The sequence below is a fragment of the Paraburkholderia sp. MM5384-R2 genome (assembly GCF_014201025.1).
GTDB classification, from domain to species: Bacteria; Pseudomonadota; Gammaproteobacteria; order Burkholderiales; family Burkholderiaceae; genus Paraburkholderia; species Paraburkholderia tuberum.
Map to the genome: position 1 here is coordinate 17,573 of NZ_JACHDI010000006.1, position 15,720 is coordinate 33,292.

At 66.8% G+C, this 15,720-nt stretch carries 14 protein-coding genes; 4 read left to right on the top strand and 10 right to left on the bottom strand.

What is annotated here, in order from left to right; translation table 11 throughout:
• Nucleotides 1-63: 63 nt before the first annotated feature.
• The 8 genes from HDG37_RS12150 to HDG37_RS12185 all read right to left on the bottom strand — a co-directional run bounded on the left by HDG37_RS12150 (nt 64) and on the right by HDG37_RS12185 (nt 7,978).
• Nucleotides 64-1,542, bottom strand: coding sequence for a sigma-54 dependent transcriptional regulator (locus HDG37_RS12150; protein WP_184047482.1), 1,479 nt, complete (start codon nt 1,540-1,542; stop codon nt 64-66).
• A 24-nt stretch (nt 1,543-1,566) separates the two neighbouring features.
• Nucleotides 1,567-3,018: a hypothetical protein gene (locus tag HDG37_RS12155; RefSeq protein ID WP_184047485.1), complete on the bottom strand. Its 1,452-nt coding sequence runs from the start codon at nt 3,016-3,018 to the stop codon at nt 1,567-1,569.
• 93 nt (nt 3,019-3,111) lie between these two features.
• Nucleotides 3,112-3,921 carry a peptidase C39 gene (locus tag HDG37_RS12160; RefSeq protein ID WP_184047487.1) on the bottom strand — a complete coding sequence of 270 codons (810 nt, stop codon included), beginning with the start codon at nt 3,919-3,921 and terminating at the stop codon, nt 3,112-3,114.
• A 7-nt stretch (nt 3,922-3,928) separates the two neighbouring features.
• Nucleotides 3,929-4,642 (bottom strand): C39 family peptidase, encoded by a 714-nt coding sequence (locus HDG37_RS12165; protein ID WP_184047490.1) that lies wholly within the window; start codon nt 4,640-4,642, stop codon nt 3,929-3,931.
• A 106-nt stretch (nt 4,643-4,748) separates the two neighbouring features.
• On the bottom strand, nt 4,749-6,140 hold the full coding sequence (locus HDG37_RS12170; RefSeq protein WP_184047493.1) for a hypothetical protein: 1,392 nt from the start codon (nt 6,138-6,140) through the stop codon (nt 4,749-4,751).
• 25 nt (nt 6,141-6,165) lie between these two features.
• The gene (locus tag HDG37_RS12175; RefSeq protein ID WP_184047495.1) at nt 6,166-6,834 is read right to left on the bottom strand and encodes a hypothetical protein; all 669 of its coding nucleotides are present in this window, start codon (nt 6,832-6,834) and stop codon (nt 6,166-6,168) included.
• The gene (locus HDG37_RS12180) at nt 6,831-7,382 is read right to left on the bottom strand and encodes a hypothetical protein (protein WP_184047498.1); all 552 of its coding nucleotides are present in this window, start codon (nt 7,380-7,382) and stop codon (nt 6,831-6,833) included. The genes HDG37_RS12175 and HDG37_RS12180 overlap by 4 nt, the downstream gene beginning before the upstream one ends.
• Nucleotides 7,383-7,501: 119 nt before the next feature.
• Entirely contained in the window at nt 7,502-7,978 is a 477-nt protein-coding gene (locus tag HDG37_RS12185) for a hypothetical protein (protein WP_184047500.1), read from the bottom strand.
• A 538-nt stretch (nt 7,979-8,516) separates the two neighbouring features.
• On the opposite strand from HDG37_RS12185, the gene HDG37_RS12190 reads away from it, so the two are divergent.
• Both HDG37_RS12190 and HDG37_RS12195 read left to right on the top strand, forming a co-directional pair.
• Nucleotides 8,517-9,911: a sigma-54 dependent transcriptional regulator gene (locus HDG37_RS12190; protein WP_184047503.1), complete on the top strand. Its 1,395-nt coding sequence runs from the start codon at nt 8,517-8,519 to the stop codon at nt 9,909-9,911.
• A 336-nt stretch (nt 9,912-10,247) separates the two neighbouring features.
• A complete protein-coding gene (locus tag HDG37_RS12195; RefSeq protein ID WP_184047506.1) occupies nt 10,248-11,219 on the top strand; it encodes a thymidylate synthase in 972 nt (323 codons plus the stop codon).
• Nucleotides 11,220-11,331: 112 nt separating this feature from the next.
• Here HDG37_RS12195 and HDG37_RS12200 read toward each other — a convergent pair whose 3' ends face one another.
• Both HDG37_RS12200 and HDG37_RS12205 read right to left on the bottom strand, forming a co-directional pair.
• Entirely contained in the window at nt 11,332-13,875 is a 2,544-nt protein-coding gene (locus tag HDG37_RS12200) for a DUF6600 domain-containing protein (RefSeq protein ID WP_184047509.1), read from the bottom strand.
• A 149-nt stretch (nt 13,876-14,024) separates the two neighbouring features.
• Nucleotides 14,025-14,738 (bottom strand): helix-turn-helix transcriptional regulator, encoded by a 714-nt coding sequence (locus HDG37_RS12205; protein ID WP_184047512.1) that lies wholly within the window; start codon nt 14,736-14,738, stop codon nt 14,025-14,027.
• Nucleotides 14,739-14,948: 210 nt separating this feature from the next.
• On the opposite strand from HDG37_RS12205, the gene HDG37_RS12210 reads away from it, so the two are divergent.
• On the top strand, nt 14,949-15,089 hold the full coding sequence (locus HDG37_RS12210; protein WP_167368602.1) for a hypothetical protein: 141 nt from the start codon (nt 14,949-14,951) through the stop codon (nt 15,087-15,089).
• Between the two features lie 118 nt (nt 15,090-15,207).
• Nucleotides 15,208-15,714 (top strand): acyl-CoA thioesterase, encoded by a 507-nt coding sequence (locus HDG37_RS12215; protein WP_176105428.1) that lies wholly within the window; start codon nt 15,208-15,210, stop codon nt 15,712-15,714.
• Nucleotides 15,715-15,720 lie beyond the last annotated feature (6 nt).

The window sequence follows — 15,720 nt, forward strand, 5'->3', positions numbered from 1 at the left end:
AAGAGGAGGGTAACCGGGCGATTCTACCCGAGCCGTCGATCCACACCGACGCGTGCCCGCCGCTCACGCCCGCGCCGGCCCGTCCGCGGGGAGCGCTCCCTTGTCGTCGGCGCTGCCCGGTTCGCGCAAGCCGTGCACGCCCATCAGCCGATACAGCGTCACGCGGGAAATGTTCAGATCCACCGCCGCCTCGTTCAACCGGTGCCGATGGCGCAGCAGCGCGGCCTCGATCGCGCGCTTCTCGGCAGCCTCGCGCGCCTGCGTGAGCGTCATGCTTTCCTGCTCGGTGTAGCCCGCGAGGTCGAGATCGTCGGCCGAGATCAGCTTGTTCTCGGCCATCACGATCGCGCGGCGCACGCGGTTGATCAGCTCGCGCACGTTGCCGGGCCAGTTGTAGTTGTAGAGCGCCTCGATCGCCGACGGCGTGAAGCCGCGAATCTTGCGCGCGTTGTCGGTCTTGAACTTGTGCAGCATGTGGTACGCGAGAATCTCGATGTCCCGCCCCCGCGCGCGCAGCGGCGGCTCATCGACGCGCAGCACGCACAGGCGATGAAACAGATCCGCACGGAACTGGCCCTCGCGCATCGCGCCGTCGAGATCGACGTGGGTCGCCGAGATGATGCGCACGTCGACCGGAATCGATTCGCGTCCGCCGAGCCGCTCGATCTTGCCTTCCTGCAGAAAGCGCAGCAGGCTCGCCTGGCTTTCGAGCGGCAGATCGCCGATCTCGTCGAGAAACAGCGTGCCGCCGTCTGCCGCCTCGACGCGGCCGATCTTGCGCTGATTCGCGCCGGTAAAGGCACCGCGCTCGTAGCCGAACAGTTCGGATTGAAGTAGATGATGCGGGATCGCGCCGCAGTTGATCGGCGTGAAAGGCGCCTTGCGGCGCGGCGAGCGCTCGTGGATCGCGAGCGCGGTCAGCTCCTTGCCAGTGCCCGATTCGCCCGCGATGAACACGCTCGCGTCGGTGTTCGCGACCTTGCGGATCGTGCGAAAAAGCTGTTGCATCGCCTCGCAGGTGCCGACCATTTCCTCGTCGCCCGCTTCGCTGACGGGCGGCGGAAGTTCCGGGTCGCACAGCGCGACCATGCCGAACGCGTGGCCGGCCAGATAGTCGATCGTGGCGTGCGCGACGGGCAGCTTCACGAAGTCGAAGCAGTAGTGGCGCACGAGGCGTCGCACGAGCGGATCGTCGAGCCGCTCGTTGGTCGCCAGCGCGATCCAGCCGATCTGCTGCTGACGCAGGCTCGCCTCGAGCCCGCCGATGTCGCGCAGCGCGAAGCTCGCCAGATCGACGATCCCCGCGCATGCGATGTCAGGCTTCACGAGCCGCCCGAGTTCGTGCGCCGAGCGCGCCGCCGCGACCTGCCAGCCGCGGCTTTTCAGATGCGCGATCAGCGTTTCGTCGGGCGTGCGCGCGACGTACAGCAGCTGTCGCTCGACGCCGCGCACCGCGGCGCGCTGCTTCGGCACCGCGAGCGATAGATGCGATCCCGCTGCCGCGACGGAAGCCACACTGGTCAGATGAGGTGATTCACGCACGTTCGACCTCGTATCGTTGGCACGTCAGAAGGTGTACGGAAAGCGCATGCCGACCACGAAGTTCGGCGCGTCGGGTGTGAGTCCGATCGATACCGAGCCGTTGATGGTCAGATGCTTGTTTACGACGTGGTTCAGGCCAAAATTCATCGCCGCGGCCGTGGTTTCGCTGCCCGGCACCTTCTGATAGCTGCCGCCCGGCGACTTGGTCTGCGACGCGGGTTCGAGCGCCATCGTGAACGACACGCTGGCCGAATCCTTGTCGGAGAACGCGAGCGCGACGCCTCCGCCGAACTGCACGATATCGCCGAGCTTGACCGTCGCCGGTTCGGTTTGTCCCTGCACCGACGAGATGTCCGCGAACGAACGCGCAAGGTTGTAGGTATAGGAAACGCTGCCGAACAGCACGACCGGGTCGTAGGTCTTCAGCACCGACAGACCCGCCGTGATGTTCCAGAAGCCGGTGCCGGTCGGCAGTCTGGTCGGCGCGACGAGGTTGGTGTTGTCCGCGTCGAGCTGCACGACTTTTTCGCCGAACGGCGAGCTGCCGGTCGGCGCCTTCACGCGCAAACTGCCGACCACGTCCGGCAAGGCATTGGTTTCCCTGAGGAACTGGTAGTAGATGCCGAAGTTCACGTCGCCGATATCGTGACTCGACACCGTCGCGTCCGACAGCGTGCTCGCCGCGCCGCCCGCGCCGCCGACGATGAAGGTGCTGCGCCGATACACGTACGGCACGTCGACGTCGACATTGATGCGGTCGGACACCCCGTAGCGCGTGTCGAGGTCCGCCATTACCTGGTGCGACTTGGTCTGGCCGAGGTTGATGTTGCCGAGGAAAATCGCGTCGAGCGCGAGGAAGCCCGACAACTGCAACTGGCGACGGTCGTAATAGGTGTCGCTGATGCCGAAGTCCATCGTCAGCTTGTGGTCGAAGAGCGGCGCATGCTCGCGTTGCACGACCGCCTGCTCGGCCTGCGTGCGCACCGGTTCGTTCGCGCGCTGGGTCCGGCCGACCGCGCCGCTGCCGTCGGTGGCGGCGGGCAGGCCGCCGGCGCTGGCGTTGCCTGCATTGCTGCCGTCCGGCGTCGGCGGATTGACCGGCACGCCGGTCGCGGTGCCGGTTCTGTCCCCCGGCGCGGGCGCGCCGGGGGCGATCTGCGCGAGCGGCGGCAGCGGCACCGGCAGGCCGTCGGCGCCGGGCTGCTCGGCCACCGTGTCGCTGCCCGCGGGGGCGCCGGCGCCCGGCACGCCGCGTCCGCGCTGCGCCATCTCGAGTTCGGTGACCTGCCGTTCGAGCGAATGGATCTGCCGCTGCTGCTCGTCGACGACGCGCATCAGCGTGTTCAGACGGTCCTCCACGGATTGACCGGCGAGCGCCTGCGCGCTCGCCGACTGAGAAAGAGCCCACAGCATGACGGCGGCCGGAATGGCCGCGAGAGCCATGCGCGGCGCCCTGGTCGATGACAGTTTTTTCATTTTTGCTCCCCCGGTGGTCCTGCCGCGCGGTGCTGACTGCGCGGCCGTTTCTTTACTGCTTGTGCTGCAACTGGCGGGTGGCGGCCCGCTTCGCTATCTCCTGTTTCGCAGTGCCTGCAGTACGCCTAACTGACGAAGCATCGAAGCCGACATCTGCTGGGTTTGCAGATGCAGTTGCAGGGCGTTGGCGACTTGCTGGTTATTGCCTGCAATCTGCAGCAACTGGGCGATCTGCCCGTTGCTCGGCGCGACGGTCTGGGTGGCGAGCCCAGCGGGTGTCTGCAGCGCCACATTCACGCCGTTGCTGCCGAACGAAATGCCGGCTTTCACGGAGCCGGTCGAATTGCTGGCCAATGCCGACGGCGCGTTGGCGGAGCCCGTCAGCGTCACGGCGCTGTTGTTGAAGTCGATTAGCGCGGCGTTGGTGCCGCTGTTTCGATCGCCCGCGACCTGGGTGACCTGCGACACGCCATTGACGCCGACGCTCTGGCCGCCGCGCGCCTGGGCATTCGGGTTGGCGCCCGAATCGCCTGGATGGCCGTGCGCGCCGCCGCTCACGCTGGCGAACGTGCTGACGGAGCTCGTGAGCTGGCCGCGGCCGTTCTGCACCGCGCTCAGCGATCCCTGGGCGAGCGCGCTCGCGCCGTTGGGCAACTGCCATTGCGAAATGACGTTCAGCACGAAGCCGGAGATCATCGTCGCGCCGGCGTATTTGCCGGTCTGGGTCGCGAGCACGTCGTCGCCGACGAGTTGCACCCGCAGGGGCGCGGCGCCTGGCTCGGGCGGTATCGAAAGTTCGGGAGCCGGTGGCGAGGCGGCGCCCTCCGAAGCGTGGGCAAGGCCGCCTGCGCCGCAGGCGACGGCGCAGAGCACGAACCCAAGCTGTGTGAAGTGTGACTTCATGGCGGGATCAGAACATGTCTGCCTTGTTCAAGCCGTACTCGAAAAAGGGAGTCGCGGCGGTGCCGGCTGCGAGCGCAGCGGCGCGCAGCTTCAGCGCGAGCGACTCGTTGTCCTGCAACAGTGGTGAGTCCTCCCTGAAGGGTTTGCCGAGGACCGCGAACACGAGACCGTTCCAGGTCTTCGCGAAGTCCTCTTCGAGCACGATGCGATTGCCGAGCGCCGGGTCCGCGATGAACACGCGGCCGTCCTGCGCATGCTTGACGATCACGAAATGCTCGTAGCCGTCGATGTTCATCAGGACCATCACGGGGATCTGAAGATGGTGGAGCGCTTCGACGTTGACGCGAAAGCCGCGGCCGCGCAGTCCGATGGTCTCGACGAAGTGCTTCATGTCGAGCATCGAGAAGCCGTTCTTGACGACGACTTCGGGGGTTGAAAAGACCATCATCCGGCGAATCAGTTCGGTTTCCGGAATATCGATGCCGTAGCCGTACTTGAGGAGGGTGGCGAGCGCCGCCGCGCCGCAGCTGTAATCGAATTGCTGATTGACGATGTGGTTGTAGCGCAGGTCCTTCATCGAACGGACCGTCTTCGTCAACGGCACGCCGACGAACGTGGACGTGTCGATGCTCGACTGTGCGGCGGCGTAATCCGCGCACAGCACGCACCCTGCCAGCGCTACGGCGAACGGTAGCGCCGGGAACCCCTTGAACCCGGTCATGCTGGTCTCCTGCCCGATCCGCGCCGACAGCTTCTATGGCTGCCGGCGCGCCCCCTCCGACTGCTTTGTGCTTCTTCTGCTTGCCCGCGCTCGCCGCGTCGTCGGCTTACTTGCCGCTGTTCAGCGCCGCGATGGCAAGGCCGTTGTGCTGCAAGTTGCCCGCGCCGCCGGCGATGTTCACGCCGATGTTTCCGGAGGCGCCTTTCAGCGTATCGGCACCCAGACTCGCGGTGCCCTGGAATTGCCCGTGGACGGCCATCGTCGCGGATTGCGAGTTGTCGTCCGTCGCATCCATCGCGGTGGTCAGCGCCTTGCCCGGCGAGGTCGTCGTCACGGCGCCGGCAAGCGCGTTGTCCTGCGCGTTGCCGATACCGGAAGCGATGTTCACACCGACGTTGCCCGTCACACCCGACAGCGACCCGTTGCCGACCGACGCGTTCAGATTGAAGTTGTGGATCGTTGCGCTGCCGCCCGAGGACTGCATGTTGAAGGCCTGCGCGTTGCCGAACACGTTGCCGACGTCGACCGAGGCGAGCGACACGTCGTTGCTCTGCGCGTTGTCGATGCCTTCCGCGATGTTGATGCCGAGGTTGCCCGACACGTTGCTGGCTGCATTGGTGCCGGTGGTTGCATTCAGCGTGGCGGCAGCTTCGTTGTTGATGTGCTGCGTGATCGAGCCGCGCGTCGTCACGTCGGTCGTCGACATGCCTGCGTCGATGCCCCAGGCGGCGCCATACGAGTCGCTCGACGACGAGCGGCTGCGCGAGTAGCCCGACGATTGCTCGCCGACCATCGCATAGCCGGAGCCTCCGCTCGCCCTGAAGCCCCATGAACGGCTTTGCCCGGACGCTTCGCTCGCTTCGAAGCCGCCGGCGACGCCCGACGAGTTCGCGTAGCTCGATTCGCGATAACCGGCCTGCAGGCCGCCGCGGGCGCTGAACGAGCCGCTGCCGTGCGAGAACGTGTTGTGGTCCTGATAGCTGTAGCTGCCGCCGATCGAGCCGCCGGCCGACAGATGGCCGCCCGAGTTCTGACTTGTGTGCGAGAAGCTGCCCGCGATGCCGGCTGCCTGCTGGCTGGTTTCATAGCCGCCGCTCGTCACGCTCGCGCTCTGGCTGCCGTACGCATAGCCGCCGGAGGCTTCGAAGCCCTGCGAGCCCGAGCTCGACGACGTATGGTTTTGCGTCGTGAACGCGAATGCCGAGCCGCCGCCCCTGACCGACGTTCTGCTGTTGTTCAGGGTCGTGGTCACGTTGCCGCTGGTGTAGGTCTGCGCCTGCGGATCGAGGGTCGCATTCACGTTGACGGTCTGATTGTTGTTGATCACCGCGTTAGCCGTGCTGGAGACATGCACGCAGCCAAACAGTCCGACCAGACCTTCGACGCCGACCATCTCGCCGACGACCGTCGTATTGAACAGGTAGGCCTTCTGCGGCGCGGCAAGCACGCTGCCGGACGCGGCAACGAGAACGGCCGTGGCAATAAGAGTGCGCTTCATGATTCGCTCCGATACTTAAGTGTGGTCAGTTAAAAAAAGTGCCCGCCGGGGGACGGAGCACAAAACTGTTTGCCGTGGCATTACCGGCGCCGGCTGCCTGGTTGATCTGCACGATTCCGTTCGCGTTGCGAAAGGCATCGCTGGAAATGCTTGCCTCGCGCACGCCGTGAATCGCGTTCGACTGCCCCGGACTGCCGTTTTTCGGGGCCGTCGCGGATAGCTCCCCATCCGAGACGGTCTCGACTCCGAGCGCCGCAGTCCCGATCTGGGTGCTGTTGCGCTGCAGATTCCCTGCTCCGGCCGACTGGTTCACCAGCACCGCGCCGGATGTGTTCGAAAACGCATTGGCTTCGATCGACGCCTGTGCGCGCGGCACGTTCGCGGCCACCGACGCGCTTTGCACGCTCGCGTTCGCGTTGCCGACCGCGGCGCCGTTCGTCACCGTGATCTGGTTGGCCTGCGCGTTGTCGAGGCCAGCCGTTTCGTTGACCGTGAGCGCGCCCGTCGCGCCCATGCCCGCGCCGGTGCCGATCGTCGCGGTGGCGCCGACGATGGGCACCGCTTGCGCCTGCGCGTGAGCCGCGCCGGCGACGAACGCAGCGACGCCCATGCACAGGCACGCGCAGACGCGCAGGGCCGGGCGTGCCGCAGCGATTGGCAGCGAGCGCGGCGAGGGGCGCAGGCGTGTGCTCATTTCAGACCTCCGAGCGCGCCGCCGAGGACGTTCGATAGCGGCGCGAGCGCGCCCGTCACCGACGAGCTGATCGTGCCGCCGACGCCCGTCGCCGGTCCGCCGATGCCGCCCGAGTTCAGCGGGATCGTGTTGCCGGTCGCCTTGCCGGAGAGGATCTGCGTGACGGCCTGCATGCCGGTGCCGCCGAGTACGCCGCCGGCGGCGACGCCGTTCGAGCCGTGCGCGTTCGTCAGATCGGTGTCGCCGACGAGCGTCGCGATCGTCGGATCGAACGAGTTGGCCGGGAACGTGGTGGCGCGCACGGCGACCGGGTCCTGGTCGCGCGGCACGGGGACGAACGCGTCACGCGGCGTGACGCTGCGCTCGACGACGAGGTCGCCCGGATTGGCAACCTGCTCGGCATAGGCATGGCTCGTGAAGCAGGCGGTGACGAGGACGCTGGCGAGAAGGGCGGTGCCGGCCGAAGCGGCGCGCGGCAAGGCGGGAGTGTTGCTGAACGACGCCGCCGGCAGCCCGAAGGCGTGCGGCGTCTGTTGGTTCGTACTCATGTCCCGGTCCCTTCTCTCTTGTTACTTGTATCCCGCCGTCGTGGGGCGCGTCACTGCTCGCGCGGCCACCGGTCCTGCATTGCCTGGTTATTTGCCGTCTGTTCGTTGCTTCGTCTTGCTTACTTGCGCTGGTATGTCGCGACGTTGCCCTGGGCGGCGCGCGCGGCATCGACGGGCACCGGCAGCGGCGAGGGTGGCGCGATCTCGTCCCACAACGTCACCTGGTTGCCGCCGCTTTGCATCAACCGGGGCGTCGCGGCGACCATCAACATGCCGACCGCGCCGCCGCGTTGCCGCGACAGCATCTGGTCGTCGAGCGAAATATCGTTCATGGATGCAGCATCGGCAGCCGGGGTCGACGGGTTGGCGGCAATCTGGCTGTCGTCCTCCGCGGCAACCGGCGCGGTGGCTTGCAGGCTGGCGGAGGCGGGGTCGGCGGCATCGCTGGAATCCGTCAGCGTGGCGAATCGCGCCGGGGCGGCTTGCGCTGTCGGAGTGCCGGCACTCGCCGGCAGGGCGCTGAACGCGAGAGCTGCGCAGATCGCGAAGTATGGTGCGCGGCGGTTTATCAGATCGATGCGGAATGCGAGTCGCATGATGTGTCTCCCTGGTGCATGCCAATTAGCGAAACATGTGCCATCGCTCGCAATCCATTGACACGTCTGGCGCCAACCAGCGCAAACACGACTAATGCGTTCCAAATCGGGAAAAAACGTTGCAGCCCTGAAACGGATCAGCAGAAAATACCTGTAATTCGTTAATTCGCGAGGTACGAAATACTGTCGCGAGAACGCCACGAAAAGCGCTTCCACTAATGCTTTATTTGTCGGCTGAATAAATCGCGATCGGCCGCTAAGCCTTGATAGGCAACGGGTCAATCGATTAAATTCGCATAATTGTTTTCGAAGCGGCGCGCGTATAGTAAGCTCTCGAAAACAGCTTCAGATTTAAAAAAGGCCCATATCGGGCCGTCTCGAACACACACGCCGCTTTCTTGGGGATCAGCTGTCCGCACGGAATGGAATGGCCGTTCGGGTTTTGCGATTCGCGAATCCTGGACGAGTCAGCGTGTCTGAACCGCAATTTCAGGTGCATGCGTCGTCCTTAACGTTCGTTGGCGAGAGGATCTGAATAATGGAACCCGCAGCGCGGCAACTGATTTACGTTTCGCGTGACCCGAGCGCGGAACTGAATACGCGTTTTATGCAGCGTGGCTGGCATGTCGAAGTCGTGGGATCGGCGCGCGATGCGCGCCGGGCAGTGCGCACCGGCTCGGCTGCTGGCGGCCTGCTCGATCTGTCCAGTGATTTCCAGCCGCACGAAATCGCCGCTTTTGAATCCTGTTTGACCATGCCGAACGTCGGCTGGGTCGCTGCCACTACGCCTGGCCAACTCCAGGACGCCGCGTTGCGCCGGCTCGTGCGCGACTACTGTTTTGATTACGTGACGGTGCCGTCTTCTGGCGACCGTATCGTCGACTCGGTCGGTCATGCGTACGGCATGATCTCGCTGAGCGAAACGGCGTCGCACGACGGCTCGCAAGGCGCCGAGGGCGAGATGGTCGGCTCGTGCGACGCGATGCTCGCGCTGTTCCGCTCGATCCGCAAGGTCGCGATGACCGACGCGCCGGTGTTCATCTCCGGCGAATCGGGTACCGGCAAGGAGCTGACGGCAGTCGCCATTCATGAACGCTCGGCGCGGCGCAACGCGCCGTTCGTGCCGATCAATTGCGGTGCGATCCCGCCGCATCTTCTGCAATCGGAGCTGTTCGGCTACGAGCGCGGTGCGTTCACCGGCGCGAACCAGCGCAAGATCGGCCGGGTCGAGGCGGCCAACGGCGGCACGCTGTTTCTCGACGAAATCGGTGATCTGCCGCTCGAAAGCCAGGCGAGCCTGTTGCGCTTCCTGCAGGAGCGCAAGGTCGAGCGGCTCGGCGGCCATAGCGCGATCGACGTCGACGTGCGCATCATTTCGGCCACGCACGTGGACATGACCGCGGCGATGATCGAAGGGCGCTTCCGTTCCGACCTCTATCACCGCCTCTGCGTGCTGCAGATCGACGAGCCGCCGCTGCGCGCGCGCGGCAAGGACATCGAACTGCTCGCGCGGCACATGCTCGAACGTTTCAAGAAGGATGCGAGCCGCCGCCTGCGTGGCTTCGCGCCCGACGCGATCGCCGCGCTGCATAACTACGGCTGGCCCGGCAACGTGCGCGAACTGATCAATCGGGTGCGGCGCGCGATCGTGATGTCGGAGGGGCGCGCGATCACCGCGCGCGACCTCGAACTTGCCGAATACGTCGAGATCGTGCCGGTGTCGCTCGCGCAGGCGCGCGAAGCGGCCGAGCGTCAGGCGATCGAGCTTGCGTTGCTGCGGCATCGCGGGCGGCTCGGAGACGCGGCGCAGGAACTTGGCATCTCGCGAGTAACGCTGTACCGGCTGCTGTGCTCGCACGGCATGCGTCATATGGAAGGTGAGCCGATGGCGCCGCCGCACGGCGATTTGCCGGCGTCGGTGCAGCATCTGTAGGCGGCGCGGGCGAGCGGCGAGACGGGCGACGTGGCAGGTGAAGGTCTGGCGCGTCGCCGGGGGCTCGGGCTGTGCCGGTTCGGACGGATTGACTGTGCCTTCCGGGCGCAGCGACGCCAGCCGGCAAGCGTCGCGTCGAAGCACTTTTGCATACACGTGTTTGCCGCCCGTATATCGCGTGCCGCGGTGTTTTCCTTTCCGTCTGATATTTCCCTCGATATTCCCCCATGCGGCGCGCCATGCCCCGGCGGCGTGCGGTCGCGCTTGTTAGAATCGGGTTTTGCTCAATTCCGTGTGCACGCCTGATCGGGTTCGCGCCGCGCCGAAGGAAACTGCATGAAACAATACCTGGACCTCGTCCGTACGATTCTCGACACCGGCACGTGGCAGGAAAACCGCACCGGCATCCGCACCATCAGCATGCCCGGCGCGATGCTGCGCTTCGATCTGCAACAAGGCTTTCCAGCGGTCACGACGAAGAAGCTCGCGTTCAAGTCGGCGATCGGCGAGTTGGTCGGGTTTCTGCGTGCTTCGCGCAGCGCCGCGGATTTCCGCGAGTTCGGCTGCAAGGTGTGGGACGGGAACGCGAATCAGAACGCGCAGTGGCTCGCCAATCCGTATCGCGAGGGCCCGGATGATCTCGGTGATGTCTACGGCGTGCAATGGCGCAAGTGGCCGGCCTACAAGGTGCTCGACGCCAGCGCGAGTGCGCAACTCGCTGACGCGCAGGCGCGCGGTTTTCGCGTGATCACGCAGTTCGACGAAGAAGGCCGCTCGAAGGTGCTGCTTTACAAGGCGATCGACCAGCTGCGCCAGTGTCTCGACACGATCATGCAGAACCCCGCCGATCGACGCATTCTGTTCCATGCCTGGAACCCAGCCGTGCTCGACCAGATCGCTCTACCGGCTTGCCATCTGCTGTACCAGTTTCTGCCGAACGTTGCGCGCCGCGAAATTTCGCTGTGCCTGTATATCCGCAGCAACGACGTCGGGCTTGGCACGCCCTTCAATCTGACCGAGGGCGCGGCGCTGTTGCATCTGGTCGGACGGCTGACGGGCTATACGCCGCGCTGGTTCAGCTATTTCATCGGCGATGCGCATATCTACGAGAATCAGCTCGATATGCTGCACCAGCAGCTCGAGCGCGAGCCGTACGAGAGTCCGCGGCTCGCGATTTCCGATCGCGTGCCCGACTACGCGAAGACCGGCGTGTACGAGCCGGAATGGCTCGAGACGATCGAGCCTGCGGATTTCTCTCTGGTCGGCTATCGGCATCACGAGCCGCTGACGGCGCCGATGGCGATCTGATGTCGGTGGGAGCGGGGCGGTAGCGCTCGCCCGCGTCGTCGTCGAATAACAGAAGCCCCGCGATGGTTTGCATCGCGGGGCTTTATTGTTGCCGGGACGGCAGGCGTCCTGCTTAGCTCTTGTGATGCTCGTCGCGATTGCCTCCGCCCTGGTGCTGCTCGGCATGTTGCGGTTGCGGCTGGGGTTGCGGACGTGGCTGCTGCACCTGCTGGGGCCGCGGTTCGGGGCGCGGCTGCTGCATCTGCGGACGCGGCTCGGGCCGGGCTTGCGGCATCGGCTGTGGACGCGCTTCGAAATGCGGCTGCCGCGCCTGCTGGAACTGCGGTTCGGGCCGAGGGGCTTGCGGCATCGGCTGCGGACGCGGTTCGACACGCCGCTGTTGCGCCTGCTGCATTTGTGGTTCGGGACGCGGTTGCTGCGGCGGGACGGCGCGCGGCGCCTGTTGCGTCACAGGCGGATGCCAGTTTGGCACACGCGCCTGTTGCTGCGCGGCCCGGTTGTCCGGCGGATGGGGCACACCGGCCCGTTGCGCGAAGTTCGGCTGTTGCGGGCCGCCTGGTTGCGCCATGCGCGGTGCCTGCTGCGCCATCGGGGTATGCGGCTGCGTCCATGCCGGCTGAGACCTGCCGACCGCGCCCCATTCCTGCGGCGCGCCGCGCTGCCGTGCGTACGCCGCCGTGTTGGCTGAATTCCCACCGGCTGCTTGCGGCGGCCGCGGCACACCGTTCGACGGATGGTCCATATTGCCCGCGAGCCCGCTCTCGCCAGGCTGCGGCGGACGCGGCTTGCCGACCATCTGCGGCGGCATGCCCTGACGCGCTTGCGGCGCTTCGCCATGCGGCCCCACGACGCCGGCTTCGCCGGGACGCTGGCCAGCCTGCTCGACGCCATGCGGGCCGTTACCGCCCATTGCGCCGGGTGCGCCAGGCGCGCCTGGCGCACCCGCGGCCATCCCCGGCGGACGTCCCGGCACATGCGATTGCACGACCCGCACGTTCGCCATCGGCAGCGCGTTCGGTGCGCCGGTCATATGCGCCGGCACCGCGGTGCGCACGACCGGCTGGCCGCCGCCGGGCACCCGAGCGCCGCTTTGCGCGAAGCGCTGCGCGAGCTCGTCGTGATAAGCGGCCGGCATGACGGGATTGCGAGTCGCGACGACCGGCCGGCCGACGACGCTCGCTGGTGGCCGGTAGTTCGCGCGCCGCAGATCCGACCCGAAGCTTTCGCGCACCGGCGCGATCCCCGGTGCGCCCGGGTTGATCCGCGCGTTGCGCCACTGCGCCGGATCGACCTTCTGCGAAAAGCGTCGGACTGGCTGACCGTGCACGAACGCTGTCGCCGGCACGGCTGTCACACCGCCCGGCACGCGATAGTTCACGTATGTGTTGTGGATGTTCACGTTGCGGCGGTAGCCGTTGACGATCGTCGTGCGGTTCACGCGGTCGTAGTACCCAGCGCTCCAGCGGTCGTGACCGCCCCAATGCGGCTGCCACCGCTCGCCCGGCCCGAGCGGAAACCACGCGACACCCGCCGCGATGACCCCGCCGACCGCCAGGTTCACACCCCAGTCGACACCGCCGTCGTCGTCGCCGACGAATGCGACGAGCGCCGGCGCATAGACCGGCGCCGCGTCCGCTTCGAGCGGACCTGGCACCCAGGCCCACGTGCCGTCGACCTCGGCCCAGCGGCCGTAGTGGTACGGCGCGAAGCCCCAAGGTTGGTCGTCGACCCAGGTCCAGCCCCACGGCGCCTGCCAGACCCAGTGGCCGTCGTGATACGGCGCCCAGCCGGCCGGCGTCGCGTTCGGCACCCACACTTCGCCGTACTGCGGCGTCTCGCGCCATGTGCCGTTGGCATCGAGGTCCTCGTAGCCGGGGATGTCGCGCGACACGTAGCGCGCCGACAGCGAGCGGTCTTCGGTGGCGTCGCGGCTGGCGGCCCACTGGTCGAGTTCGTCGACAGCGGGCGCGCGGTTGTCGGCGAGCTGCTGCAGGCTGGTGCCGGCAAAGCGGATCTGCTGACCCGCCGCGACCGGCACCTGGCCGCCGTCGCCGTACGCGATCGCGCTGCCGCTGCGCACGGTGACGGTCGTGCTGCTGCCGTCCGGCGCGACGTCGACGCGGTAGTCGCCGGGACCATTCACGCCGAGCGCAAGGTTCGGCGTGTCGATTTCATACGACGAGCCCGGCGCGAGCTCGCGCACGCGCGTCGATAGCGTGCCTTGCGCGACTTTCAGTTGGGCGGTCGTGTCATCGAGATTGAGCACGTCGAGGCTCGTGTTCTGGCCGAGGCGCACCGCGGTCGAGCCGATGTGCAGCTCGGAGCGTGCGTTCTGGTCGTTCCATAGCTGGTCGCCGGTCGTCAGCGGCCGGTTGATCTGCGCGTACGACCAGTCGGTCGCGCCGGCGGGCTCGGTGGTCACGGCGCCGGCCGTGTAGTTCAGCCGCGCGATGCGCCCCGGCGGATCGCCGCCCGACGGGTCGCCGACTGACGGGTCGCCGCCCGGCCCGACGGCCGCCGCGGCTTGTGGCGTGGGTGTCGCTTGCTGCGCCAGGGCGCTCTGCGCCGCGAGCGCGACGGCGGCCGCGAGCAGCGTATAGCCGCTCATCCGGCGGCGGATCCCGGCATGCTGCACGGGCTGCGTGGCGTGTGTCATGACTGATCTCCGACGGACATGGCAATGGGCCGGGTCCGTTCAGTCACTGTACCCGCCGCCTATGTTTCAAGACTCGCTCATTTGTAAGGTGGATTCGCTGGCGTGTAACAAAAGGTCTCGCCACGTCGGGCCGCCGGCAGGTGAACGGTCTATCCGGCCAGAAACGCATCGAACTGTTGATGGCCGGTCGGCGTGACGCGCAGCACGCGCGGCCGCTCGGTCCGTTCGACCCAGCCATGCGCCGACCACGCATCGAGCAACGCCGCGCCGAGCGCGCCGCCCAGATGCGGCCGGCGCATGCTCCAGTCGAGGCAGGTGCAAGCGAAGCGCCGCCGTCGCGTCTTCTGCGCGGCCATATCGATGCCCCAGTCGGCGAAGCGGGCGACGCCCTGCGCGGTCGCTTCGAGCGATGCGCCGTCTTGCGTCAGCAGTCCGCGCTCGAGCATGCGCTCGAACATGCGCACCGACAGCTCGCCTGCCATGTGGTCATAACAGGTGCGCGCGTAGCGCATTTCTAGCGGCACGGTGCGTGCCGGACGCGGCACGGAGCGCTGTGGCGCGCTGACCTGCGCGACGTTGGCGAGTGCTTCGATCGATGCGGCGATGTCCGCCGACGCGATACGGAAATAGCGATGCCGGCCGCGCACTTCGAGCGCGAGCAGCCCGCCGTCGGTGAGCCGTCCGAGATGGGCGCTCGCCGCCGATGGCGACAGCCCCGCGATCATCGTCAGTTCGCCGGCTGGGCGGGAGCTGCCGTCCATTAGCGCCCACAGCATCGCGGCGCGGCCGGGATCGGCGAGTAGCGCGCCGATGCGGCTCAGGCCGGGGAAGTGGTTCTGGTCGTCTAAGAGGGGGGCGGTCATGGCACGTCTCCTGAATGGGCGGCACAGGGCAGCGCGGTCCAATCGCACAGCCCGCCGCCACGATTCCTACTCTACGCGCATCGGGTATTCGATGTTTCAGCTTCGCGTGAACAATCGATGCGACGGACGTGTCCGGCTCGGTCCGAGCTTGCGCATCGTCGCGAGCCGCCAGGCTAGAATCGAAGCCTGTCCTTGCAGGAAATCGATGTGATGAAAACTCTTCTCGCCGTCGCCGCGGCGGTTCTGCTGTCCAGCGCCTGCGCGGGGGGCGGAGCCGGCTCGGGGTCGGCCGGCAGCGGCAGCATCAACATGTACGGCACCGTCGACACGGGGATCAGCGTCCACAACTAGGCCCACCGTCGGCACATCGGCGCGCTTCGCGCCGCGTCCCCAATCGACGCCGCGCCGCGCGCAATATTGCGCTCGTATAATCGCCTCCTTTCAATGCATCCGATTGACCGGAGTCAAGATGAGCACTGTTCCCACCGCACCGCTGGACCGTTCGGAAACCACCTTCCGCTTTCTCGCCGAGCCGACCTCGGTCAACTTCGGCGGCAAGGTGCATGGCGGCGCGCTGATGAAGTGGATCGACGAAACCGCCTACGCATGCGCGGCGGTATGGTCTGGGCGCTATTGCGTGACGGTCAGCGTCGGCAATATCCGTTTCCGTCGGCCGATCCTCGTCGGCAATCTGGTCGAGCTGCGCGCGCGCGTCGTCGCGACGGGCCGCACCAGCATGCACATCCACGTGTCGGTGCACGCGGGCGACCCGAAGGGCGGCGAACTGCTGCAGACCACCGACTGTCTCGTCGTCATGGTCGCCGTCAACGAGAACGGCCATCCGGTGCCGGTGCCCGCCTTCCTGCCAGAGACCGAGGAGCAGAAACGCCTCGCCAGGTACGCGATGGACGTCAAGGAAGCGCTCGACGCGATCGTCGAGCTGAAGCCGGAAGAAGTCGCGCAGGGAAAGATCTAAGCGCGC

Coding starts and splice junctions, on each gene's coding strand:
- HDG37_RS12190 (WP_184047503.1), top strand. CDS start 8,517: ATGGAACCCGCAGCGCGGCAACTGATTTACGTTTCGCGTGACCCGAGC.
- HDG37_RS12180 (WP_184047498.1), bottom strand. CDS start 7,382: ATGAGTACGAACCAACAGACGCCGCACGCCTTCGGGCTGCCGGCGGCG.
- HDG37_RS12205 (WP_184047512.1), bottom strand. CDS start 14,738: ATGACCGCCCCCCTCTTAGACGACCAGAACCACTTCCCCGGCCTGAGC.
- HDG37_RS12215 (WP_176105428.1), top strand. CDS start 15,208: ATGAGCACTGTTCCCACCGCACCGCTGGACCGTTCGGAAACCACCTTC.
- HDG37_RS12170 (WP_184047493.1), bottom strand. CDS start 6,140: ATGAAGCGCACTCTTATTGCCACGGCCGTTCTCGTTGCCGCGTCCGGC.
- HDG37_RS12210 (WP_167368602.1), top strand. CDS start 14,949: ATGAAAACTCTTCTCGCCGTCGCCGCGGCGGTTCTGCTGTCCAGCGCC.
- HDG37_RS12200 (WP_184047509.1), bottom strand. CDS start 13,875: ATGACACACGCCACGCAGCCCGTGCAGCATGCCGGGATCCGCCGCCGG.
- HDG37_RS12175 (WP_184047495.1), bottom strand. CDS start 6,834: ATGAGCACACGCCTGCGCCCCTCGCCGCGCTCGCTGCCAATCGCTGCG.
- HDG37_RS12160 (WP_184047487.1), bottom strand. CDS start 3,921: ATGAAGTCACACTTCACACAGCTTGGGTTCGTGCTCTGCGCCGTCGCC.
- HDG37_RS12155 (WP_184047485.1), bottom strand. CDS start 3,018: ATGAAAAAACTGTCATCGACCAGGGCGCCGCGCATGGCTCTCGCGGCC.
- HDG37_RS12165 (WP_184047490.1), bottom strand. CDS start 4,642: ATGACCGGGTTCAAGGGGTTCCCGGCGCTACCGTTCGCCGTAGCGCTG.
- HDG37_RS12185 (WP_184047500.1), bottom strand. CDS start 7,978: ATGCGACTCGCATTCCGCATCGATCTGATAAACCGCCGCGCACCATAC.
- HDG37_RS12195 (WP_184047506.1), top strand. CDS start 10,248: ATGAAACAATACCTGGACCTCGTCCGTACGATTCTCGACACCGGCACG.